This window comes from Chryseobacterium sp. Leaf404 (assembly GCF_001424145.1).
Classification (GTDB): domain Bacteria; phylum Bacteroidota; class Bacteroidia; order Flavobacteriales; family Weeksellaceae; genus Chryseobacterium.
The window spans coordinates 1-22209 of the sequence record NZ_LMQM01000015.1 but is presented as its reverse complement, the minus strand read 5'-3'; the positions used below and the strand labels follow the sequence as shown (position 1 = coordinate 22209).

The window sequence follows — 22209 nt, the reverse complement described above, 5'->3', positions numbered from 1 at the left end:
AATCTACATAATGAAAACAATTATCAATACAGAAAACGCTCCAGCAGCAATCGGACCTTATTCGCAGGCAAATTTTGCCAACGGAATTCTTTACATCTCCGGCCAGATTCCTGTAGATCCGGCTACTGGAAAGCTTGTGGAAGGTATCGAAAAAGAAACACACCAAGTGATGAAAAACCTTGAGGCGATTCTTACCGAAGCAGGAATGACTTTTAAAAACGTTGTAAAAGCTACAATTTTTCTTAAAAGCATGGACGATTTTGCTGTTATGAATGATATCTATGCATCTTACCTTGACGCTGAAACATATCCTGCGAGAGAGACTGTACAGGTTTCCTGTCTGCCAAAAAATGTTGATGTAGAAATTTCAATGATTGCACATCAGGATTAATGAATTTTTTAAGAAATACATTAGCGGTTGTAGTGGGTCTTGTGATTGCAGGGCTTATCATTACTCTTGGGATAAGAGCATTTCCGCAATGGGTTACTTTCGAGGCTTTTGCTCCGTTTGAGCACTGGCAGAGATTTTTGGAAAGCATGAAGGGCGACGATGCTTTTTTTGGATTTCTGCTCTTCATTTCGGGTTTGGGAACCACAGTGGGCGGCGTAATTACCGCAATGATTGTGAAATACGCAAAGGTGGCTTATGCTATTCTAATAGGCTTTATCATGTTGTTTATAGCTATGCTGGATGTGATAATTTTTCCATATCACCCTACATTTTATAAAATAAGTATATTTCTCACATTTTTCCCTTTTTCCTGGCTTGGCGGCAAAATCGTCTCAGTAATTTACGAAAGAAAAAATAAAATGTTAAGACTTAAACTTAAACCATAAAAAAACCGCCGTTTCATTTCTGAAGTGGCGGTTTTCTATTAATATTTAATTCTGCATTGTCTAAGGCATCTTAAATCCTTTTGTATAAATTCTTCCGTATTCATCCACAAATTTCACCTGTACGTTTCCTTTGTAGTTATTCAGGATTTTTTCAACATCTCCCTGTGAATTGACCGGCTTTCCGTTAATCTCAATAATGATATAATTGTCTACGATGCCAATTTTTGCCATCTCACCTCCTTCAACTACGCCTTTCGCCACAACACCACTGTTCAATCCGTAATCGGTTTTAAATCTTTCACTCAGTTCTGTAAAGTCTGAGCCAATTTTTTCGCTCACGCTTAAATCTGCTTTGGTTCTGGTAGAAGTACCGCCTTTTTGGTCTTTAAGTGTAACTGTTGTAGTAGTTTCTTTACCATTTCGCAAATAAGTCAGCTGAACTTTATCGCCGGGTCTTCTGCTTCCAACTGCTGCAGAGAGATCTGCAAAATCTGTGATCGTGTAAGAATCTACTTTGGTAATGATGTCACCTTTTTTCACGCCACCGTCTTCTGCGCCGCTGTTTTCAGAAAATCCTGTAACGTACATTCCGTTTCCTGCCTTCAGATTTGTTTTCTGTTCTTTATTATAGGCAGTTACCAGTTGATCATTAGATAAATCTAAAGTCATTACCCCAAGGAAGCCTCTCTGTACAATACCGAATTTCTTGATATCTTCCACAATTTTTCTGGCAAGATTCGCTGGTACTGCAAATCCGTATCCCTGATAATAACCTGTGGTAGACTGTATTGCAGAATTTATCCCTATAAGCTCACCACTTGCATTTACCAGTGCACCACCGGAATTTCCGGGGTTAATGGCCGCATCAGTTTGAATAAAACTTTCAATAGGATTGCTCGCTTTCCCCTGAGAACCTAAAATCCCTATTCCTCTTCCTTTAGCAGACACAATTCCTGCAGTCACGGTAGAGTTTAGACCTAAAGGGTTTCCTACAGCCAATACCCACTGTCCCACTTCAATATTATCTGAATTGGCAAAGTTTAAGAAAGGAAGTCCCTTTTCTTCTATTTTCAACAAAGAAATATCTGTATTCGGGTCTGTTCCCACCAGCGTAGCTATATAAGCTTTTTTGTTGCTCAAAACCACTTCAATCTTGTTTGCTCCTGCCACTACGTGATTGTTTGAAATAATGTACCCATCAGGTGAAATAATTACCCCGGAACCCATTCCTGAAGGCATATTTTCCGGTGTCTGCTGCTGTCTCTGTTTATTTTGACCTCGGCCGCCGAAGGGATCACCGAAAAAGAAATCCATCATGTCCTGTTCAGAAGCTCTGCTTGCCGATCTGTTCTGATAATTTTTAATAGTAACCACGGCAGGAACTGTAGTTTTTGCCGCTTTCGTGAAATCATCTCCTATCGCTGCGGTATTCATTCCTACAAAAGAACTGTTTCCCGATTTAGTAAAATAAGACTGATCATTTGTGCCGGTGCCATCATTAAAATATTGCTGAACACCCACTGTGGTAGCTCCAGATATAACTCCGACTACTGCAAAAGGTAATAGTTTTTTTAAAGTACTTTTCATTGTATATCCTTTATTTTATAATTGTTAAGTTGTTTTCTTGTATAAACAAATTTAATGCTAAATAAGTAGTTAATCTCTTTAATGCGTTTCAGTTTTAACTAAAATTTAACGGGAATTGCAGCATTTTATAGTTTAACCCGAAATATCAATGAAGATTTAACTAAACTTAAAATAATATTAAGGTCAAAATGTCATATTTTAGATGTCATAAACGTGCTGAAAGTTAAACGGAGACTGTAAAACTGTCATTTTTTTGTATGAATGCTCAGGAACTGAAATTCTTTAAAATGTTTTATCTTTGCAGAAATTTTCTCACTTAAAAGTTTATAGCATGCAACTGTACAACACATTAAGCGCAGAAGAAAGAGCTCAGTTAATTGATGAAGCCGGTAAGGAACGTCTTACATTGTCTTTCTATGCGTACGCCAAAATTCAGGATCCCCAAAAATTCCGTAACGATTTATTTATAGCCTGGAATGAGCTTGATGCTTTAGGACGTATTTACGTTGCCAAAGAAGGTATAAATGCGCAAATGAGCGTTCCTGCAGAGAATTTGGAGGCGTTTAAGGAAACACTGGATGCGTATGATTTTATGAGAAATATCAGGCTGAATGTAGCTGTAGAACAGGATAATCATTCGTTTTTAAAATTGACCATCAAGGTTAGAAATAAAATTGTTGCAGACGGATTGAATGATGAAACTTTTGATGTTACAAATAAAGGAATTCACCTCAAAGCTGAGGAGTTTAACAGTATGCTGGATGATCCCAATACGATTGTAGTAGATTTCAGAAATCACTACGAAAGTGAAGTGGGGCATTTTGAAGGAGCCATCACGCCGGATGTAGAAAATTTCAGAGAAAGTCTGCCGATTATTAATGAGCAGCTGAATGATTTTAAAGAAGACAAAAACCTGCTGATGTACTGCACAGGCGGAATCCGTTGTGAAAAGGCGAGTGCTTATTTTAAACACCAGGGTTTTAAAAATGTTTTTCAGCTGGAAGGCGGAATCATTGAATATACACGTCAGATCAAGGAAGAAAATATAGAGAGTAAATTTATAGGTAAAAACTTCGTGTTTGACCACCGTTTGGGTGAGAGAATTACAGACGATATTATTTCTCAGTGCCACCAGTGTGGCAAACCCTGCGATAATCACACCAACTGTGCCAATGACGCCTGTCATCTGCTGTTCATTCAGTGTGATGAGTGTAAAGCAATCATGGAAAATACCTGCTCAACGGAATGTCACGAGATTATTCATCTGCCCTGGGAAGAACAGGTTGCCAGAAGAAAAGGTCTTCAGGTAGGAAACAAAGTGTTCAGAAAAGGTAAATCTGACTCTTTGACATTTAAAAATTCCGGCGATTTGTCTACGCAGCCTTTAGCAAAAGCAGAAATTAAAGTTGTGCGCCAGAAAATTAAGGTGAAGAAAACTTTAATAGGAAAGGCTGAACATTATTACACTAAATCAAAAATTGCTCAGTTTTTAATCGAAAAAGAACTTTCTGTTGGCGATAAAGTTTTAATTTCCGGGCCTACCACAGGCGAACAGGAATTTTCTGTCAGTGAAATTTTCGTAGATGGGAATTCTGTAGATTCGGCAAAAGCAGGAGATCAGATTACCTTTGAATTGCCTTTTCGAATTCGTCTTTCGGATAAAATTTATAAACTTCTGGATTAAATTAAATCAAAAACTGCATCGGAGCTTTATCTGTGCAGCAGCATTTTGCATTTTTACATAAGGGCGCTCCGTAGGAGCGCTATCTTTTTTAAATTTGAACATGGAGAAAAACGAACTTAGAAAAAGGTATTTAGAAAAAAGAAAATCTCTTTATGAAAAAGAAATTTTCCAGCTCTCTAAAGATATTTTTAAAAACTTTATCAATCATTTTAAACCTTTACCCAATCAGAAAATTCATATTTTTATTCCGATTGAAAAGTTTAAAGAAATCAATACCCAGATTTTCATTGATTATTTTCTAAGCCGGAATATCAGAGTTTTCGTTCCTAAAATTGTTGAGACTAAATTAATCTCTGTTGAAATCTGTGCTGAAACTCAATTTAAAATCAACAGTTGGGGAATTTCTGAACCGGTTTCTAATGAAGATTCTGCAGTTTTAGATTTCGATTTTGTTATCACACCACTTCTGTACTGCGATTCAAAAGGCAATAGAGTAGGCTACGGCAAAGGTTTTTATGACGGATTTTTCAGCGGTATTTCAAAACATTCAAAAAAAATCGGAATCAATTATTTTAACCCCGACGAATGTATTGATGATGTCTGGGAAGAAGACATTCCTGTGGATTATTTGATTACACCCACCGCTGTACTGTCTTTTGCAGGCGGATCTGAATAGAATTTCAGAAAGTAAAACTTAAACTCTTTATTCATCTGTTCCTGTTTATAAACCAATGTATATTGGGCATTTCTCTCAAAAGTACCCATCGATTTATTTTTAGAATTAAAATATTCCACATTGAATTTTGCGAAATCTAAGGTGTCTCTGTCCTTAATCTGTTTAAAAACATTGATGTTGCTCACTTTTATTTTCTTCACCTGTAGACTTTCCAGCTCTTTAAATAACCCCTGAAACGTGGTGGAATCTGATTTTTCAAAGTATTTTTCAATTTTGGCATAGATTGCTTTGTCAATCTCTGTCTTTTTATTTCCGGAAAGATAAAGTGTTGAAAGATCCAGCACGTCCTGTACTTTCTGCATCGTAATGGCGTTGATGGCTTGCGCACTGTCCATTTTTACAGAGATATTTTCTGTATTTCTAAGTTTATCCAGATCGCTCACGGGCGGCGTTTCATCTTTTTTCTTACAGGCAATTACAGCAATGCTGAGAATTATCGTCAAAAACAAAAAGTTAAGGGTTATTTTCATTGTTTGAGATTTTAAATTTTATAGATACAATTTTTCCTTTGTTATCTTTTTTCATTTCGATAACATTGAGGTTTTTAAGGGATGTCGTTGGGGTGGTTACAAGCGTGATGTAATCTTCTTTGTCTAAGGATTCCAGACCATAAATGTCGCTGTCATAAACCTGAGTGATTACTGCAGCATTGCTGATTAGATTTTCAAGCTGTTTTCTTTTTTGCTGTATAAGCTGTTCGGAATTGTCGCCTTTAATATCTTTTATAGAGAAATAATAGAGTGCCATCTTATAATCGTCAGGTTTCAACTCTATAGTTTCTTCTTTTGGTGCATTTTCAAGATTTCTGTTGACCTCAAGATTCTCATAAACTGCCGAGCTGATCTGCATTTTTAAAGATTTGTCTTTTGAAGGATACACAAATTTTTCACCCGGCTTAATTCTATAAAGAATAGGAGATTCATTTTCTTTGATCACTTTTATTTCAATATCACTCTGAACACCTTGATTTCTGTCGGCATCCGTGAAATGATAAGTATAAGTTTTCTGAAAAATTTCATCTTTAAAACCTAAAAGTCCCAGTAAAATGACGAAAACTGAGCTTGCGGCAATCCAAGCAGTCTTCTGAAAGCTTTTTTTAGACGTTGTAATACGACTATTTTCAGGCAAAGGTGTATTTTGCGGAAATTCCTTAACTTTTTGATTATCAGTATTTGATTTTTGTAAATCATTAAGAATTGTCTCGCTTTTTGCCTCAATATTTCGGTTTTCAGGATTTCCTTCGAGATTTATTGATGCAGAAACCGTTTTTTCTAATTCTTTTAAATCATTGTCGGTTATTTCATCCTCGTCTCTCAATAATTCTCCGGCAAAAAGATTTTGTTTTTTAAAGTCATACCAAGAGTCGAAACCCGCATAAATACTCAATAAATTAAGCATATCGATTCTGGGTAATTTAGCGACAGGGGAAGATTTAAAATAGGTATAAAAAGATTTTTCGCTGATGTTTCCTTTTGCCTTTTTTCTGAGATCTTCCTGAAAATAGATGATATCTATACCCTTCCATTTTGAAATTTCATCAAATGAAGGGGTGTATTGGGTTAAATATTGAGCCTGAACCGATTTTTTCAGTTGCTCAAAGTGTAATAAATCCAGATCAGTCAATTTCTAAAATATATTTAAAGTATTGATTTTCAATAAAGTTTAATTGTAAAACTGTTTTACAAAGTTATTACAATTGTTTTTCATAAACAAATTTTTCATCTGCTATACCTTTGTCTTGTTCAAATAACAGAACAGAAAAGAGATTTTAAAAAACAATATTAACAAATTAAATTTAATTTATTATGAAAAAGTCATTATTCGTAGCTGCTATCGCTGCTATCTCATTAGTTGCTTGTAAAAAAGGTGATGCTGCAACTGAAGGTAAAGATTCAGTAGAAGAGACTAAAGATTCTACAGTTGCTGCTATCGATTCTACTAAAGATGCTGCTGTTGATTCTATCAAAACTGGTGCTGAAGTTGCTAAAGATTCTGTAAAAGCTACTGCTGAAGTTGCTAAAGAAGAAGTAAAAGCTGAAGCTAAGAAAGAAGAAGTTAAGCACTAATCAGCTACGACTTACAACAAAAGAACCGTTTCGCACAGCGAAGCGGTTTTTTTGTGGCTTTCATTTTCATCAGAATCTAAGACTTTTTCTGTTTTAAAGTTTCGTAGCAGGTAATTGCAACCGCGTTGCTGAGGTTAAGAGAATCGATGCTTCCGCTCATAGGAATTAAAGTATTCATACCTTTACCGATCCAGAAGTCACTTAAACCGGAGTGTTCGGTTCCAAAAACAACTGCGGAGCGTAGAGTGAAATCTCTTTTGTAAAGATCATCAGATGTTTCATCCATAATGGTGGTGTAAATATTAAATTGATTTACCTGTAAAAATTCATAGACTTCACTGTTTTCAGCCTGAAAAATTTCCATTCCGAAGAGACAGCCAACGCTTGACCGGATGACATTTGGATTATAAAAATCTGTCTTCCCGTCAGCTACAATTAAAGCATCAATCCCAAAGGCTTCGCAGCTTCTAAGTATGGCTCCCAGATTACCCGGCTTTTCTACACCTTCCACAATGATTACTGTAGAATCTTTCTTAGGTGTAAAGCCTTTAAGATGACACTCTTTTGTTTTAAAAATACCAATTATTCCCTCAGATGTTCCGCGGTAAGCTATTTTTTCATACACCTTGTCGGTGACTAAATGCGTTTTTCCACTTGGATGTTTTCCCTTGAAAATTGTGTCGCAAATGTAGAATTCTACAGGCTCAAAACTGTATTTCAAAGCTCTTTCGTTTTCCTGCTGACCTTCCACCACAAAGACATCAGCCTTTTTTCTGAACCTGTTGTCTGTTAAAAGTTTGGTGATGTGTTTTATTTTTTCGTTTTGAAAACTTTCGATGATCATGATTGCTGGATGATAAGGGATAATTGATGCAAAAATAAGGTTTTAAAAATGATTGTCAGTTATCACCCCTCACTCTTCACAAAGGCGATTTGCTTCATCTTTCAGACTTTGTGGCAATTCTTTTTTGTTTTTCACTCCTAATGCTTTCAGTTTCTGGGTTTGCGAAATCAAATTGTCATTTCCGGATGAAAGCTGTTTGAATGCATCGTTGTACACATTTTTTGCCTGATCTAAATTTTTCCCAACTTTTTCTAAATTTTCTACGAAACCCGCAAATTTATCGTATAATTTCGCTCCACGTTCCGCGATTTCCATAGAATTTCTGTTTTGATATTCTCTTTTCCATAAATCAGAAATTAATTTCAGTGAAGTAATTAAATTGCTCGGGTTTAAAAGTAAAATTCTTCTGTCGTAAGCGAAATTCCAGAGGTTTTGGTCTGCCTGCATTGCTGCAATATAAGCCGGTTCGCTCGGGATAAACATCATCACGAAATCCAGAGATTTTCCGTAATCATCGTAGGCTTTTTGGCTTAATTGATTGATGTGATTTTTTACGGAAGATAAATGCCGGTTTATTTTGATTTGATAAATTTCAGGATCAGTTTCGTCTACCAGTTCTGTGAAGGCGGTAAGAGAAACTTTAGAATCTATAATTACATTTCTCTCGTCGGGATATTTTACCACCGCATCAGGACGCATTTTTTTACCCGAAAATTCTGAAAATAGCGCTTTATTATCTTCGTCTCGGAGTTCATGCTCTAAAAAATATTCTCTGCCTTTTACCAATCCGGATTTCTCCAGAATACTTTCCAGAATCATTTCGCCCCAGTTTCCCTGGGTTTTGCTTTCGCCTTTTAACGCTTTCGTCAGTCTTTTTGCATCTTCGGATATTTGCTGATTAAGTAAAGCGAGTTCCTTTACCCGTTCGCCAAGTGAAAAACGTTCTTTGTTTTCCTTTTCATACGCTTCATTGACTTTATTCTTCAAGTCATTGATTTTTTCCTGAAAAGGTTCAAGAATATTTTTAAGATTATTTTGGTTTAAAGTGGTAAACTTTTCAGTTTTTTCTTCTAAAATTTTGTTGGCTAAATTTTCAAACTGCTGTTTTCCTTCTTCCTGAATTTTTTTTGTTTCTTCTTTTTGGGCTTTCAGAAAAGTGTTTTCGGCGGAGACTTTTGCAAACTCATTCTTTAAATCATTTAAAAGATCAGTCTGTTGAAGATTGTTTTCTTTTTCAAGTTTAATAATTTGTTCTAAATCCTGAATTTTAAGATTCAAATTTTGTAAATCTGCGTTGGATTTAATATTTAAAACATTTAATTCATCAAAAGAATTTCTTGAAACCATCGAAGATTTCAGATAAAAATAAATGATGGCTGAACCTAAAATTCCTCCAATAAAACAGCCGATGATCAGGTATGTGATTTCCATTTTTCAAAAATACGAAACGGAAAATAATGAATTTGATTTTGTTTTCCACAAACCTCACAGGTTTTCGAACTCTGTGAATTTTAGAGAGAATATTTTGAAATATGAATTTTTGTTAAGTTGTTTTTGTTTTCTCCAGAATCTCAATATTTTTGACCACATCACTGCTTTCGCATTTCTTCAACTCTTTAGCCAAATTTGAAGAAAGTAATTTCGGATGAAGAATTTGTGAAGCTATTTTTGCTGCTGCATAATCTACAATTCCGATAACGTTTTCATTTAAAAAGTTGGGTGTGTTGGAAGAAATAACCGCCGTCGCCCAGGAAGTATCTCTTGCTTTTGAAATTGCAAAATCTAAAACAGCGTTATCTTTTCCGTTTGATAATTTGTCGATCAAATTCACGGGATAACAGATTTTATTTAAAGAATCCTGCACATTTTGGTTGATGGACGCAATGACAGAATTGATTCTCTCAAAATCTGTTTTTAACGGATTGATTTTTCTGTAAGGCATAATCGACGCAGCGGAAATTCCCAAATCTAAATTGATGTGCGCATTCATTCCCAAAAATATATGCTGAAGAATCAGAAGTTCTTTATTTTTTGTCGCTTCAAATGCCAAAAACCAAGCATTGGTACATTTTTTACCTTTAGAATAATTTGTCCAGGCATCTAAATATCTTGTTGCAAAAGCAATGTCGAGCAAAGTCATTCTCGGGTTGTTTTCAAATTTTTTCTGCTGAATTCCCTTTAAAACCTGGGTGGTCATAATTCTGTAGGTACATGCGAAATATCCAATGGTGCTTTTGTTTTCTTTGCTCAAGATGATGATTTCATCTAATTTTTTCAGTACTTCTTCAATGGTTTTCATGGTAGTTTAGTTTTAATTAAAGATATGAAAAAACCTCGCAGGTTTGCGAGGTTGTTGTTATTTCAATTTTTTATAGTCGTACGAAAACTGACAGTCTTTTCCTAAGTATCCAAACATTCCCCATTTTTCGTCATTAAAATACTTCATGTTTTCAATCAAAAATTCATGATAGACAGTTTTTATGAGGATGGTACTTGATATGGGCGCTTTTTCAAATGGCAAATTGAACTCAATTCTGTCTTTATGCTGATTCGAAATTTCTGCTGAGTCGATTTTTACTGAATCCTTTATAAGGTACAGTCTTATATTTCCGGAATTTTTAGCCATGAGACTATCTGAAATTTCTATTTTAGTATCATTCATAATATATTGAATGCTCGCACATTCTAAATGATCTGCCTCACTGCGTTCTCTGCTGGTGGACATTTGATAATAAAAAAATCCTGCAATAATAGAAGCGAGTAAGATTAAAATTCCGAGAATTACTAGACAGCCTTTTAAATATTTGTTCATAGAAATTTCTCTTTAGTTTTAGGGATTCTCTTTGGCAATCTCATCGTGATGCTTCAAATACAGTGGCAACGCTGCAGAACCATACCAGGCAAAAATTTCATAGTTGAAAATTCCTGCGGCCACGGCGGGATCTGTTTTTACCCAGGATTCTGCTTCTTCTTTTGATTTTGTATTGAAGATAAACATCCCACGATAGTCGCGCTGGTTTTTTTCTAAAAACGGTCCGGCTACGGTAATTTTTCCTTCTTTGGCAAGCTTTCCGATGTTTTCCATGTGACCTTTCATCAGTTCGGCTTTTTTGGCTTTGTCTTCAATTTTTGCAGTTCCTGTTGTGAGCATTACAATCGTGTAGCCCTTCATTCCGTATTGGTCTGCGCCTAAGGAATCTGCGAGTTTTTGGTTAAAGGGAATCTTAGAATTTGTAGAAACGCCTTCTTTTCCAGGCTTGCCATTTTGAGCTTTTGTTTGGATCGAGCAGGAAATTAAAGTAAAGATGATTCCGCTGAGTAGAAGTAAATTTTTCATCATTTTAAATGTTTAACAAGTTAATAGCAATTGTAAATTTCGGAAGTTTTAGCTTACTGTCAAATAAATGATTTTAAGTTTAAACCATTTTCCGTTTCGAAATTCGTAGAGAGCTGTTTCCTGTCGGGCATTCATTTCTCAGTGGTAATAGTAGTATGAAAAAATGACTTTGTTTTTATCTTTTAGAAAAATAGGTTTGTCGAAATATATAATTGGAGTAAATTTCTTTTTATAGTTATAATATTCCACAGGCCTTTCCCGTCTGATATATTCCAAAGCTTTTGAGGTACTTATTTTTCGTAAAGAATCTATTTTTGTACTTTGCCAATTTCCGAATTTTATATTTTCTGCTCTTAAAGAATCTGAATTCAGAATTTTTTGCTCAACATTTTCTTTCAGAATAACATAATTTCTTTTATCATTTAATTGTTCTTTAATTGAAACCATATCTTCACCGGTAAATAAAGAATCGGACTGCGATTTTGTAACCAGCCATTTTTCCGGTTGATGAAGTACGGAATCTTTGTCCAGTCTATTGCCACAAAATTTAGTGTTCGATAGCATTAAAGAAAAATCATCCTTATCATCTAAATTTTTAAGAAAAAACTGAAGGAAATTATTGATTTGCTTTTCGTTATAAATGTCAAGATCTTCAAAATGATTATTCCCATAATTTTTTTCATTACAGGAAATAAGAATGAGTAGTATCAGAATGACATTTTTAACTTTCATTTTATTTTGAATTAATCTTTTATCCTCAAAAATTCCTTCGCCAGCTCGATCATTTTCGGATCGCCGGTGTATTTTCCGTGTTCGTCGGAGAGTTTTACGGTGGGAATCCATTCTTTGTTTAAAGATTGAACTCCAATTAATTTCATCACGATATTCATTGGTTTTAAACCTACATCATTCGTAAGATTGGTTCCGATTCCAAAAGAAACTCCTATTTTTCCTTTACAGTAATTGGTGATTTCTTCTACTTTTTCAAGATTTAAGGCATCAGAAAAAATGATGTATTTAAATAATGGATTGATTCCGTGGGATTTGTAATGCGCAATGGTTTTGTCGGCAAATTCCAATGGATCTCCGCTGTCGTGACGCACACCGTCGAAAAGTTTAGCGAATTTTTTGTCGAATTGCTGGAAGAAAACGTCGGTCGTGTACGTGTCTGAAAGCGCAACACCCAAATCTCCACGGTAAACATCGACCCAATGTTCAAGCGCCAATCCGTTGGCCATTTTGAAACCAAATTCAGCTCCATGAAACATAAACCATTCATGAGCGTGCGTTCCGATGGGTTTTACCCCATACTTCATCGCAAAATGAACGTTGGAACTTCCAATAAATGTTGAATCTTTTTTCTGAGTTAAAGCTTCCATCACAAGGTTTTGAACTTTATAAGAATGCCTTCGTCTCGTCCCAAATTCTGCGAAAGTAACGCCTAATTGATTAAGGGATTCTGCTTTTTCCAGGGTTTTATTCATCACCACTTCATTAGAATCTCTTTCCAGATGATTCATTTCATAATGGAGTTCGCTGATTAGAGCCAATAACGGAACTTCCCAGAGAATTGTTCTGTACCAGAGCCCTTCAACGGTAACGGACAAATCATTTCCGGTCTGAATGATTTTTACTTCTGACGGATCGTAATGATAACCTTCCAGAAAATCGAGGTAGGGTAAATCTAAATACGGACAGGTTTTAGCTAAAAACTTTTTCTCGTCTTTTGTCAATTTGAGTTCTGCCATTTTGTTGACGGTTTCTCTTAAAGCATGGTCAAAGTTTTCGGGGAAATGATGTTTTCCGCGGTTGATGAATTCGTATTTTACGGTTTGGCTGGGGAAGAGTTTTACCACTGCATTTTGCATGGTAATTTTATAAAAATCGTTGTCGAGAATGGAGTTGAACGTCATGTTTTGCATTTTGTGTAATTTTAACACAAATTTAATTATTTAAAACTAAAAATCGTCTAAATGTAAGACGATTTTTTAAATTTTGTAATGATTTCAGTTTTGTTTTTACTTCCCCAAAAAAGAATTGTACATCCAGACTTCTTTTTCCTGCTCGGTAATGTAATCGCTCATTTGTGAATTGGTTCCCTCGTCGCCGGCTTTTTCTGTGATTTCTAAGAGCTCACGCTGCAGATCAATAACGGTTTTGAACGAATTTAAAATGATTTCAACGCTTTTATTTCCGTCGTTTACTTCTTTGCTTTCTTTGATGGTGGAAACCTGAAGATATTCTGAATAGTTATGAGCGGGCGTTGCGCCTAAAGTAAGAATTCTTTCTGCGATTTCATCGATTTTCAAAACCAGACTGTTGTAAAGTTCTTCAAATTTCGGATGGAGTGTAAAGAATTGCTCGCCTTTGATGTTCCAGTGTGAACCACGTGTGTTTTGGTAGAAAACGGAATAGTTGGCTAACAAAATATTGAGTTTTTCTGAGATGTTTTGGCAGTCGGCTTCCTGAAGACCGATGATATTGGCATTTTTCATAATGAATTTATTATTTTATCAACTTGTACTTGTAAATATTATGCCGAAGAGGGATGTAGATGATTGATGATGATTATCTTTGTTATTTTTAAAGTAATTTATTTGAATGGATATTAAGAAAAATCCTCTTAAGACTTATCTAATTTCACTTCTTATTTTTCTGGCGATTTGCGCAGGGTATTATTTTTTATCCCTGACAAATACAGACGGACATTATATATATGTAATTGATGACGCGTATATTCATTTGGCGATGGCTAAAAATTTTGCGATGCATGATGTTTGGGGTGTTACGAAGTACAAATTTTCTTCAAGTTCGTCTTCTCCACTTTTTACTTTTCTGATTGCTGTTTTAATCAGGATTTTCGGCAATGATGATTTGATTCCCCTGTATTTTAATTTTGTTTTTTCGGGTGGAATTATTTTTATCTTAAATAAATTTTATTCGAAGATCTTTTCATCAGATTTAAAAGTTATTTCGGCTGTTGTTTTTACAGTTTTATTTGTGACTTTACATTTACAGGTGCTTACGGGAATGGAGCATGTGTTTCAGGTTTTTGTTTTTGCACTGAATGTTTTCTGTTTTTATCATTTCAATAAAAGTAAGTCTGCCACATACGGTTTTTTTGCTACATTGCTTTTCCTCGGATTGATCAGGTTTGAAAGCATGTTCTACTTTGTGTGTCTTGGTTTCCTTTTCTTTTTAGTTAAAAACTGTAAGTACGGTACTGCTGTTCTGTTTCTGGGGTTTCTGCCGATTGCGGTTTTTTGTGTTTTCAATCATTCACAGTCGGGATATTGGTTTCCGAATTCAGTAGTGGTGAAAGGAACTGCGGTGCATTTTGATGAAAATTTTTTTAAAGAATTAATTAAAATTGTTGATTATAAACTGATCTCAAGCAACAGTCTTTATAAGATTGGATTATTTCCTGTTTTAATAAGTGGTTGGTTTATATTTAAAGACAGGAGAAAATCATTTGATGAACTTTTGAAGCAGAACTTTATGCTCATAGTTTTATCCTGTACTTTTATTCTTCACTGCTTGTTTGCTGAAACCAAATCTATGTTCAGGTATGAAGCTTATATTCTCACAGGTTTTTCTATGGCAATTTTTGAAAGGATTTCCAGAGACTTTGTGTTTTCGGATTTTTTGACATTAAAAAAAGTTTTAATCACAGGTTTTCTTTTGGTAAATTTTGTTTTAATGTGTTACAAAACTTTTATATCTCATAAAATGCTGGCTTTTGGAAATAAAAACATTTATGAACAGCAGTTTCAGTCGGCAAGATTTCTTCATACCTATTATAATGATGCGAAAGTAGTGGCAAATGATATTGGGGCGGTAACTTATTTTACAGATATTCATCTTTTGGATATTGTGGGTTTGGGATCTTCTGAAACGATTCCTTTCAATGGAAACGAAGTCACTTTTGATTCCAGATTCAAAAATTTTCTTACTGAATATACTGCAGCGCAAAAATTTGATGTAGCCATTGTTTATGATCACTGGTTCAACGGTCAGATTCCGGATACATGGCAGAAAGCGGCAGAGCTTACCATCAGTGACAATGTAAATGTTGCGGGAAGTACAGTTTCTGTTTATTCTCTGGACGGCGGGGATTTGCATACGTTGAAAACAAATATCAGAAATTTCAGATGGAATAAAAATGTTCAGGTGCAAATGAAATGAAGGTATAAGTTTCTGTAAATTAATTTTTAAGAATGTAAATTATTTGTTTGCAACTACTTGTCAATTAAAAAATTATTACTACTTTTGCACCCTAAAATAAAAGCAATTAAATGCCTACTATTCAACAATTAGTTAGAAAAGGAAGAGTCGCACTTACCAAGAAGAGTAAATCGGCTGCCCTTGATTCTTGTCCACAAAGACGAGGTGTATGTACGAGAGTATATACTACCACTCCTAAGAAACCTAACTCTGCACTTAGAAAAGTTGCAAGGGTAAGACTTTCAAACGGTAAAGAAGTTAACGCCTATATCCCAGGTGAAGGACATAATCTTCAAGAGCACTCGATAGTATTGGTACGCGGGGGGAGAGTAAAAGATTTACCAGGAGTAAGATACCACATCGTAAGAGGTGCGTTGGATACTGCTGGAGTAAGCGGAAGAACTCAAAGAAGATCTAAGTACGGAGCTAAGAGACCTAAACCAGGTCAGGCTGCCGCTGCACCGGCTAAAGGAAAGAAAAAATAATCATTAAATAAGGTACAGAAACAATGAGAAAGACAAAAGCGAAAAAAAGACCGTTGTTACCAGATCCAAAGTTTAATGATCAATTGGTAACTAGATTCGTAAACAACTTGATGCTGGATGGTAAGAAGTCTATCGCATTCAAAATATTCTATGATGCTTTAGAGATCGTAGAAACTAAAAAAGGAGAAACTGAAAAGACTGCCCTTGAAATCTGGAAAGATGCATTAACAAACGTTATGCCTCACGTTGAAGTACGTTCCAGAAGAGTAGGTGGAGCTAACTTCCAGATTCCTATGCCAATCAGAGCTGACAGAAAAATTTCTATGGCAATGAAATGGTTAATCCTTTACTCTAAAAAGAGAAATGATAAGTCAATGGCTTTGAAATTGGCTAACGAAGTGGTAGCTGCTTCAAGAGAAGAAGGTGCTGCTTACAAGAAAAAATCTGATACTCACAAAATGGCGGAAGCTAACAAGGCATTCTCACACTTTAAATTCTAATCTGAAATGGGTAGAGATCTTAAATTTACAAGAAATATTGGTATTGCTGCGCACATTGATGCCGGTAAAACTACCACTACAGAAAGAATTTTATTCTATACAGGGGTAAACCACAAAATTGGTGAAGTACATGATGGTGCTTCTACAATGGACTGGATGGAGCAGGAAGCTGAAAGAGGTATTACAATTACTTCTGCTGCAACTACCTGTTCTTGGAACTTTCCAACAGACCAGGGAAAACCTGTTGCTGAAACTAAACCTTACCACTTCAACATCATCGATACACCGGGACACGTTGACTTCACTGTAGAAGTAAACAGATCTTTGAGAGTATTGGATGGTTTGGTATTCCTTTTCTCTGCAGTAGATGGAGTAGAGCCTCAGTCTGAAACAAACTGGAGACTGGCTGACAACTACAAAGTTGCAAGAATGGGATTCGTAAACAAAATGGACAGACAAGGTGCTGACTTCCTTAACGTGGTAAACCAGGTTAAGACGATGTTAGGATCAAACGCAGTTCCAATCGTTTTACCTATCGGTGCTGAAGAAGATTTCAAAGGTGTAGTTGATTTAATTAAAAACAGAGCTATCGTTTGGGACGAAGCTGGGCAAGGTGCTACTTTCGAGGTAGTTCCAATCCCGGAAGACATGAAAGCTGAAGTTCTGGAATACAGAGAGAAATTAGTTGAAGCTGTTGCTGATTACGATGATACTTTGATGGAGAAATTCTTCGAAGATCCGGATTCAATTTCAGAAGACGAAATCAACGAAGCTCTTAGAAAAGCGACTATCGATTTATCTATTATCCCAATGACTTGTGGTTCTTCATTCAAGAACAAAGGAGTACAGTTTATGTTGGATGCAGTATGTAAATACCTGCCTTCTCCATTGGATAAAGATGATATCAAAGGTACAGACCCAAGAACAGATCTTGATATTACAAGAAAACCATCTGTAGATGAGCCTTTCGCAGCATTAGCATTTAAGATTGCTACCGATCCTTTCGTAGGAAGATTGGCATTCTTCAGAGCATACTCTGGAAGACTTGATGCAGGTTCTTATATCCTGAACACCCGTTCTGGAGATAAAGAAAGAATCTCAAGAATCTATCAGATGCACGCTAACAAGCAGAATCCAGTAGAATATATTGAAGCAGGTGATATTGGTGCAGCGGTAGGTTTCAAGTCTATCAAAACAGGTGATACAATGTGTGATGAGAAACACCCAATCGTTCTTGAATCGATGGTTTTCCCAGATCCGGTAATTGGTATTGCTGTTGAACCTAAAACTAAAGCTGACCAGGATAAAATGGGTAACGCTTTAGCTAAATTAGCTGAAGAAGATCCTACTTTCCAGGTGAAAACTGACGAAGCTTCAGGACAGACGATTATCTCAGGAATGGGTGAGCTTCACCTTGACATTCTTGTTGACCGTATGAAGAGAGAATTCAAAGTGGAAGTAAACCAGGGGCAGCCTCAGGTAGAATACAAAGAAAACTTAACAAGAGTTGCCCAGCACAGAGAAGTTTACAAAAAACAATCTGGTGGTAAAGGTAAATTTGCTGATATTGTATTTGAATTAGGACCTGCTGACGAAGGCAAAATCGGTTTAGAATTCATCAATGAGATCAAAGGGGGTAACGTTCCTAGAGAATTTGTTCCTGCTATTGAAAAAGGCTTTAAAGCTGCAATGAAAAACGGTCCTTTGGCTGGTTTCGAAGTTGAAGGTATTAAAGTTACTCTTAAAGACGGATCTTTCCACGCGGTGGATTCTGATGCACTTTCTTTCGAATTAGCTGCAAAATTAGGATTCAAAGAAGCGGGACGTGCTGCTAAGCCGGTAATTATGGAGCCTATTATGAAACTGGAAGTTGTAACTCCGGAAGAATATATGGGTAACATCATTGGTGACCTTAACAAGAGAAGAGGTACTATCAGTGGACAGGAAGAAAAGAACGGTGCCGTTGTAATCAAAGGTTCAGTTCCATTATCTGAAATGTTCGGTTATGTTACTACTCTAAGAACACTTTCATCAGGAAGAGCTACTTCTTCTATGGAATTAGAGAAGTACCAGGCTACTCCTCAAAACGTTGCTGAAGATATCATTGCTAAAGCAAAAGGTTAATTTTTTAAAGTACAAGAAATGTCACAAAGAATCAGAATAAAATTAAAATCTTACGATTACAGCTTGGTAGACAAGTCTGCTGAGAAAATCGTAAAAACGGTAAAGGCTACTGGTGCTGTTGTAAACGGACCCATTCCATTGCCTACGAATAAGAGAATCTTTACAGTACTAAGATCTCCGCACGTAAACAAGAAAGCAAGAGAGCAGTTCCAGTTATCAGCTCACAAGAGACTGATGGATATCTACTCTTCTTCTTCCAAAACTGTTGATGCTCTAATGAAATTAGAGCTTCCTTCAGGAGTTGACGTAGAAATTAAAGTGTGATAAATGCTGGAAGATGGAAGTCGGAAGATGGAAGTTTTTAAAGCAAACACCTTAAATATAAATCCCCTTTCGAAAGATTGGGGATTTTCTTTTGTATTTAATTACTACTTTCGTGCAAAGAATTCTTTTTGATGAAAGATGATATTAAAAGTATAGCACACCAGTTTAGTATTTGTGAAGACTGCTATTATTATAGTACGGCGAATGGCGTAACTGTCTCACTGGAAATTTTTGAACCTGAATATCAGGATTTGGACATAATAACCAGGAAAAATATACTGCAATTTGCATCATCTTTTAAAAGTCTAAAAACGTTAGAGATTAATTTAACCGATTTTGTAATCGAAGACCTGTCAATGTTTTCAGATTTAATTTCCCTTGAAAATTTCATACTTGAATGTGATACTAAGATTAAAGATCTTAATTTTCTTGTCAATTTAAAAAATCTTGAGTCGCTGTTTATCCAAAGTTCCGGAATAAAGAACATTACTGAATTGCAGGAATTATTTCATCTAAAATCTCTTTTCATAAATGAAAGTTACATTGAAGATCTCACTCCGGTTTCTCAATTGGAAAACATCGAAGCCCTAGGATTTTCATTCAATAAAATTAAAAAAATCGAAGCATTAGAAAACTTCAAGCATTTACAAAGTCTGGATTTATCTAACAATAAAATTAATGATATTTCTGCACTTTCTCGCTTCGAAAACCTCAGATATCTTGACTTAAGCAATAATGCAATTTCAAACCTAGAACCTATTGCAGGGAATTTGAACTTGGAATCATTAAGTATTGCTGGCAACAGAGTTGAAAATATTGCAGTTACTAAGGCATTTTCGCAGCTTAATCGTTTGAATATTGCAAATAATGAAATTCAGAATATTAATGCTCTCGAAAATTTACATAAAATAAATTCTCTTAATTTATCTCAAAACAATATTTCCTCTTTAAAATCTCTTGAATTTTTACGGCAACTTCAGTTTTTTGTTTGTGATAATGTAAAAACTGATGATTTTGGCGATATAAAATTCAGTTCAGATCTGCATCACCTTTCAGCAGAGAACTGCGGTTTAGAAAATATTGAGTTTTTGACAAATCAAACGCAGCTAAGATTTCTAAATTTAAACGATAATCATCTGCAAGACTTTTCAGTTTTGCAAAATTGCAGTGATCTTAATGAAATTTATTTAAAAAATAACAGTATCACAGATCATTTTCCCGTGCACTATTTTTCTAAATTAAATATCGTTGATCTGTATGGTAATCAATTTGGGAATAAGAAATTCGTAAGATATTTTGGAATATCATATCAAACGGAAGATAATGAATCTACTGCTCTCATCAGTGATCTAGAAAAACTCAATGCAGATTATTACCATAGCATACAGGATTATGATTCTGCCCTCGCTTTTTATTATCATGACAATCCGGAAAATTACAAATTGCTTGATATTTATCTGAATAAAATTTTAGAAACACCGTCGAACGAAACTGTTTACATTAAATATTATTTCTCGAAAATTTTTAACCTGCTAAAGTTTTCAGGTCAGCATTTTAAAATTGAAACAACAGATTTTGAGAAACTGAAGAGTAAATTAAATAAGGTGAAAGAGCCAGAAAAAACGAAAATGCTCACAGTACTTACACAGCTAAGTGAGGGTTTGAAGCCATTTTATTATTTTAATAATCTTGATTTCTATTTTTACGAAAAAAATGTTACAAATCCTTATATTAACGATGAATTTCTATTTCTACAAGGAAGCGTTTTTATTAAAAGAGATACTTTATTAAGTAGCTTATTTTATCTCAAATTATTGAAAGCTAGAAACTCCCCTTTTTACTTCAATCTTTTTCATAAAATTAAGTATATTTTAAAAATGAATTTTGCTTATACAGATGAGGAGAGAAAAGAATACAATTACTATCTACAACTTCTTCATAATCTCGATAACCAAGAAATATTAACACAGGAAAATCCATTTAGCAAATGCCACCTAGACAGATCTTATCAATTTACACATTATCAATTTCCAGACTCAGTTTCTATAAAATCTAGCACTAGTAAAGTGTTTTTTCCCAAAATATTCTTGTGGTTTTTAATTATAGTTGTTATGTTTTCTGTTGTAATGATTGTTATTAGTTTGTTTCAATTAGTTGATAGTTGGAGCAAATTGTAATCTATCTTCTGAAATCTAATTATCATCTCTCATTACTGCTCTCCAGCCTTCCAATTACGCCCACCCTCAAGCACTTTTGCACTTTTGCATTTCTCATTGCGCATTACCTATTTTTTCAGGAGCCGGGAACCCGCTGTCCACTATATCTTTTGCTCTTCGTTTCTCATCACAAAAGGATGCCGTTCCCATCGGGGCTAGTAACTGGGGTAGCTTTTTAAGAACTGTTTTATTTTGATAAGTAATAAGCAATGGGTAATAAGTAATATGTAATTTCAGGAGTTTTATTTATAGAACGTCTTTACAAATCCAATCACGAATCCACAACTTAGAACCAGGATTTTAGGCGTCCATTTTCCAATACTTAATGTTCNGTAATTTCAGGAGTTTTATTTATAGAACGTCTTTACAAATCCAATCACGAATCCACAACTTAGAACCAGGATTTTAGGCGTCCATTTTCCAATACTTAATGTTCGACMACCAGTAATAAACAATCTCTCCTTATAGAAATAACCCCGTTGAATAATTCCTATTCTCCGGAGGGGATGTCAAAAATCGCAGATTTTAGACGGGGTGGTTACTCCCACGCAAAAACCTTTCCTCTTCAAAATCCAAACAACGCGTCATCTTCACATCGCAATCCGTGACCCTGATCTCAAGTCTTAAATCTTTAATTCCAATGTTGCTCATCCCACCGCTGTTGCGGGCGTCCCGCCCGTACCCACTCAGAAAAGTAAAAACTTGGTTTCAGCGAAAAATCTCCGCACATCTCTATAAAAGTAAACCCCAAAATTTCCTCACTTTCAAAGATGGAAATTCCAAATCACTCCAAAAGAACAAAACCTACATAGCAACCGTAACGGCACTCACTCGGAGTGCCATCTGTGTAGCAAAAGCTCTATCAGAGTGATATCTGTGTAAAAGAGGAATTCTGGAATCTCTGCACTCCATCGGAGTGCCATCTTTGTAGAAGAATACATTCCAAAAACCTTTGCATTCGCTCGGTGTGCTATTAGAAAGCATCCACCATAACCTCCCACCACAAAATATTCCACCCTTCAAAACCTCTCACCCTCAAACTCTCCAGCCCTCAAACCACCCATTTACCACCCAACTAAACCAGGTAACCACTCCAACCCCAAAAACTTCCATCTCCCAACTCCCATCTTTCCACAACTTTTCCCACACCTAGCCAGCGCGTTAAATAATTATGTTAAATAAATATGAACAAAAGTTTGGTGGGTGTGTTAAAAGTTTCTACTTTTGCACCACTGAAAACGAAAG

Annotated in this window: 22 protein-coding genes; 11 read left to right on the top strand and 11 right to left on the bottom strand. The window is 35.5% G+C overall.

Annotated features, from left to right (window positions below; genetic code table 11):
* The first annotated feature begins 10 nt into the window (after positions 1-10).
* The gene (locus tag ASG31_RS16425; RefSeq protein ID WP_056035290.1) at positions 11-391 is read left to right on the top strand and encodes a RidA family protein; all 381 of its coding nucleotides are present in this window, start codon (positions 11-13) and stop codon (positions 389-391) included.
* On the top strand, positions 391-837 hold the full coding sequence (locus ASG31_RS16420) for a hypothetical protein (RefSeq protein WP_056035284.1): 447 nt from the start codon (positions 391-393) through the stop codon (positions 835-837). The genes ASG31_RS16425 and ASG31_RS16420 overlap by 1 nt, the downstream gene beginning before the upstream one ends.
* Before the next feature lie 60 nt (positions 838-897).
* Here ASG31_RS16420 and ASG31_RS16415 read toward each other — a convergent pair whose 3' ends face one another.
* Entirely contained in the window at positions 898-2424 is a 1527-nt protein-coding gene (locus tag ASG31_RS16415; protein WP_056035281.1) for a trypsin-like peptidase domain-containing protein, read from the bottom strand.
* A 331-nt stretch (positions 2425-2755) separates the two neighbouring features.
* Between ASG31_RS16415 and ASG31_RS16410 the strand changes: the two genes are divergently transcribed.
* Together ASG31_RS16410 and ASG31_RS16405 are read left to right on the top strand one after the other, a co-directional pair.
* Positions 2756-4108, top strand: a complete 1353-nt coding sequence (locus tag ASG31_RS16410; RefSeq protein ID WP_056035278.1) for a rhodanese-related sulfurtransferase — start codon at positions 2756-2758, stop codon at positions 4106-4108.
* Between the two features lie 100 nt (positions 4109-4208).
* Positions 4209-4784: a 5-formyltetrahydrofolate cyclo-ligase gene (locus tag ASG31_RS16405; RefSeq protein ID WP_056035274.1), complete on the top strand. Its 576-nt coding sequence runs from the start codon at positions 4209-4211 to the stop codon at positions 4782-4784.
* On the opposite strand, the gene ASG31_RS16400 is transcribed toward ASG31_RS16405, so the two are convergent.
* Positions 4733-5314 carry a hypothetical protein gene (locus tag ASG31_RS16400; protein ID WP_056035271.1) on the bottom strand — a complete coding sequence of 194 codons (582 nt, stop codon included), beginning with the start codon at positions 5312-5314 and terminating at the stop codon, positions 4733-4735. The two genes, ASG31_RS16405 and ASG31_RS16400, sit on opposite strands and share 52 nt — an antisense overlap.
* Positions 5298-6467: a hypothetical protein gene (locus ASG31_RS16395; protein WP_056035268.1), complete on the bottom strand. Its 1170-nt coding sequence runs from the start codon at positions 6465-6467 to the stop codon at positions 5298-5300. The genes ASG31_RS16400 and ASG31_RS16395 overlap by 17 nt, the downstream gene beginning before the upstream one ends.
* Positions 6468-6649: 182 nt before the next feature.
* Here ASG31_RS16395 and ASG31_RS16390 point away from each other — a divergent pair, with 182 nt between their 5' ends.
* Positions 6650-6910, top strand: coding sequence for a hypothetical protein (locus ASG31_RS16390; RefSeq protein ID WP_056035265.1), 261 nt, complete (start codon positions 6650-6652; stop codon positions 6908-6910).
* A 76-nt stretch (positions 6911-6986) separates the two neighbouring features.
* On the opposite strand, the gene ASG31_RS16385 is transcribed toward ASG31_RS16390, so the two are convergent.
* From ASG31_RS16385 to ASG31_RS16350, 8 genes are all read right to left on the bottom strand, one after another.
* The gene (locus ASG31_RS16385; RefSeq protein ID WP_056035263.1) at positions 6987-7754 is read right to left on the bottom strand and encodes a TrmH family RNA methyltransferase; all 768 of its coding nucleotides are present in this window, start codon (positions 7752-7754) and stop codon (positions 6987-6989) included.
* A gap of 69 nt (positions 7755-7823) precedes the next feature.
* Positions 7824-9185, bottom strand: a complete 1362-nt coding sequence (gene rmuC / locus ASG31_RS16380) for a DNA recombination protein RmuC (protein WP_056035261.1) — start codon at positions 9183-9185, stop codon at positions 7824-7826.
* 112 nt (positions 9186-9297) lie between these two features.
* Positions 9298-10053, bottom strand: a complete 756-nt coding sequence (locus ASG31_RS16375) for a DUF5995 family protein (RefSeq protein WP_056035259.1) — start codon at positions 10051-10053, stop codon at positions 9298-9300.
* 57 nt (positions 10054-10110) lie between these two features.
* Positions 10111-10566 (bottom strand): hypothetical protein, encoded by a 456-nt coding sequence (locus ASG31_RS16370; RefSeq protein WP_056035256.1) that lies wholly within the window; start codon positions 10564-10566, stop codon positions 10111-10113.
* A gap of 18 nt (positions 10567-10584) precedes the next feature.
* Positions 10585-11091 (bottom strand): YciI family protein, encoded by a 507-nt coding sequence (locus tag ASG31_RS16365; protein ID WP_056035590.1) that lies wholly within the window; start codon positions 11089-11091, stop codon positions 10585-10587.
* A gap of 138 nt (positions 11092-11229) precedes the next feature.
* Entirely contained in the window at positions 11230-11823 is a 594-nt protein-coding gene (locus ASG31_RS16360) for a hypothetical protein (protein ID WP_056035253.1), read from the bottom strand.
* Positions 11824-11834: 11 nt separating this feature from the next.
* The gene (gene pncB / locus ASG31_RS16355) at positions 11835-13013 is read right to left on the bottom strand and encodes a nicotinate phosphoribosyltransferase (protein WP_056035251.1); all 1179 of its coding nucleotides are present in this window, start codon (positions 13011-13013) and stop codon (positions 11835-11837) included.
* A 96-nt stretch (positions 13014-13109) separates the two neighbouring features.
* Complete coding sequence (locus ASG31_RS16350; protein ID WP_056035248.1) at positions 13110-13586, bottom strand: Dps family protein; 477 nt, start codon at positions 13584-13586, stop codon at positions 13110-13112.
* A 106-nt stretch (positions 13587-13692) separates the two neighbouring features.
* Here ASG31_RS16350 and ASG31_RS16345 point away from each other — a divergent pair, with 106 nt between their 5' ends.
* The 6 genes from ASG31_RS16345 (at position 13693) to ASG31_RS16320 (ending at position 20925) form a co-directional block, all read left to right on the top strand.
* Positions 13693-15276 (top strand): hypothetical protein, encoded by a 1584-nt coding sequence (locus ASG31_RS16345; RefSeq protein WP_056035245.1) that lies wholly within the window; start codon positions 13693-13695, stop codon positions 15274-15276.
* Between the two features lie 110 nt (positions 15277-15386).
* A complete protein-coding gene (rpsL, locus tag ASG31_RS16340; RefSeq protein WP_027383325.1) occupies positions 15387-15800 on the top strand; it encodes a 30S ribosomal protein S12 in 414 nt (137 codons plus the stop codon).
* A gap of 23 nt (positions 15801-15823) precedes the next feature.
* Positions 15824-16300: a 30S ribosomal protein S7 gene (gene rpsG / locus ASG31_RS16335; RefSeq protein ID WP_055987532.1), complete on the top strand. Its 477-nt coding sequence runs from the start codon at positions 15824-15826 to the stop codon at positions 16298-16300.
* Positions 16301-16306: 6 nt separating this feature from the next.
* On the top strand, positions 16307-18424 hold the full coding sequence (fusA, locus tag ASG31_RS16330) for an elongation factor G (protein ID WP_056035243.1): 2118 nt from the start codon (positions 16307-16309) through the stop codon (positions 18422-18424).
* Positions 18425-18442: 18 nt separating this feature from the next.
* A complete protein-coding gene (gene rpsJ, locus ASG31_RS16325) occupies positions 18443-18748 on the top strand; it encodes a 30S ribosomal protein S10 (RefSeq protein ID WP_056035238.1) in 306 nt (101 codons plus the stop codon).
* Between the two features lie 131 nt (positions 18749-18879).
* Complete coding sequence (locus tag ASG31_RS16320; protein ID WP_056035235.1) at positions 18880-20925, top strand: leucine-rich repeat domain-containing protein; 2046 nt, start codon at positions 18880-18882, stop codon at positions 20923-20925.
* Positions 20926-22209: the final 1284 nt, after the last annotated feature.

Excerpts from the sequence above, each read along its gene's own strand:
- ASG31_RS16420 (WP_056035284.1), top strand. The coding sequence starts at position 391 with ATGAATTTTTTAAGAAATACATTAGCGGTTGTAGTGGGTCTTGTGATT.
- ASG31_RS16365 (WP_056035590.1), bottom strand. The coding sequence starts at position 11,091 with ATGAAAAATTTACTTCTACTCAGCGGAATCATCTTTACTTTAATTTCC.
- ASG31_RS16405 (WP_056035274.1), top strand. The coding sequence starts at position 4,209 with ATGGAGAAAAACGAACTTAGAAAAAGGTATTTAGAAAAAAGAAAATCT.
- pncB (WP_056035251.1), bottom strand. The coding sequence starts at position 13,013 with ATGCAAAACATGACGTTCAACTCCATTCTCGACAACGATTTTTATAAA.
- ASG31_RS16375 (WP_056035259.1), bottom strand. The coding sequence starts at position 10,053 with ATGAAAACCATTGAAGAAGTACTGAAAAAATTAGATGAAATCATCATC.
- ASG31_RS16425 (WP_056035290.1), top strand. The coding sequence starts at position 11 with ATGAAAACAATTATCAATACAGAAAACGCTCCAGCAGCAATCGGACCT.
- fusA (WP_056035243.1), top strand. The coding sequence starts at position 16,307 with ATGGGTAGAGATCTTAAATTTACAAGAAATATTGGTATTGCTGCGCAC.
- ASG31_RS16345 (WP_056035245.1), top strand. The coding sequence starts at position 13,693 with ATGGATATTAAGAAAAATCCTCTTAAGACTTATCTAATTTCACTTCTT.
- ASG31_RS16350 (WP_056035248.1), bottom strand. The coding sequence starts at position 13,586 with ATGAAAAATGCCAATATCATCGGTCTTCAGGAAGCCGACTGCCAAAAC.
- ASG31_RS16400 (WP_056035271.1), bottom strand. The coding sequence starts at position 5,314 with ATGAAAATAACCCTTAACTTTTTGTTTTTGACGATAATTCTCAGCATT.
- rpsJ (WP_056035238.1), top strand. The coding sequence starts at position 18,443 with ATGTCACAAAGAATCAGAATAAAATTAAAATCTTACGATTACAGCTTG.
- rpsL (WP_027383325.1), top strand. The coding sequence starts at position 15,387 with ATGCCTACTATTCAACAATTAGTTAGAAAAGGAAGAGTCGCACTTACC.
- ASG31_RS16415 (WP_056035281.1), bottom strand. The coding sequence starts at position 2,424 with ATGAAAAGTACTTTAAAAAAACTATTACCTTTTGCAGTAGTCGGAGTT.
- ASG31_RS16360 (WP_056035253.1), bottom strand. The coding sequence starts at position 11,823 with ATGAAAGTTAAAAATGTCATTCTGATACTACTCATTCTTATTTCCTGT.
- ASG31_RS16390 (WP_056035265.1), top strand. The coding sequence starts at position 6,650 with ATGAAAAAGTCATTATTCGTAGCTGCTATCGCTGCTATCTCATTAGTT.
- rpsG (WP_055987532.1), top strand. The coding sequence starts at position 15,824 with ATGAGAAAGACAAAAGCGAAAAAAAGACCGTTGTTACCAGATCCAAAG.
- ASG31_RS16410 (WP_056035278.1), top strand. The coding sequence starts at position 2,756 with ATGCAACTGTACAACACATTAAGCGCAGAAGAAAGAGCTCAGTTAATT.
- rmuC (WP_056035261.1), bottom strand. The coding sequence starts at position 9,185 with ATGGAAATCACATACCTGATCATCGGCTGTTTTATTGGAGGAATTTTA.
- ASG31_RS16370 (WP_056035256.1), bottom strand. The coding sequence starts at position 10,566 with ATGAACAAATATTTAAAAGGCTGTCTAGTAATTCTCGGAATTTTAATC.
- ASG31_RS16320 (WP_056035235.1), top strand. The coding sequence starts at position 18,880 with ATGAAAGATGATATTAAAAGTATAGCACACCAGTTTAGTATTTGTGAA.
- ASG31_RS16385 (WP_056035263.1), bottom strand. The coding sequence starts at position 7,754 with ATGATCATCGAAAGTTTTCAAAACGAAAAAATAAAACACATCACCAAA.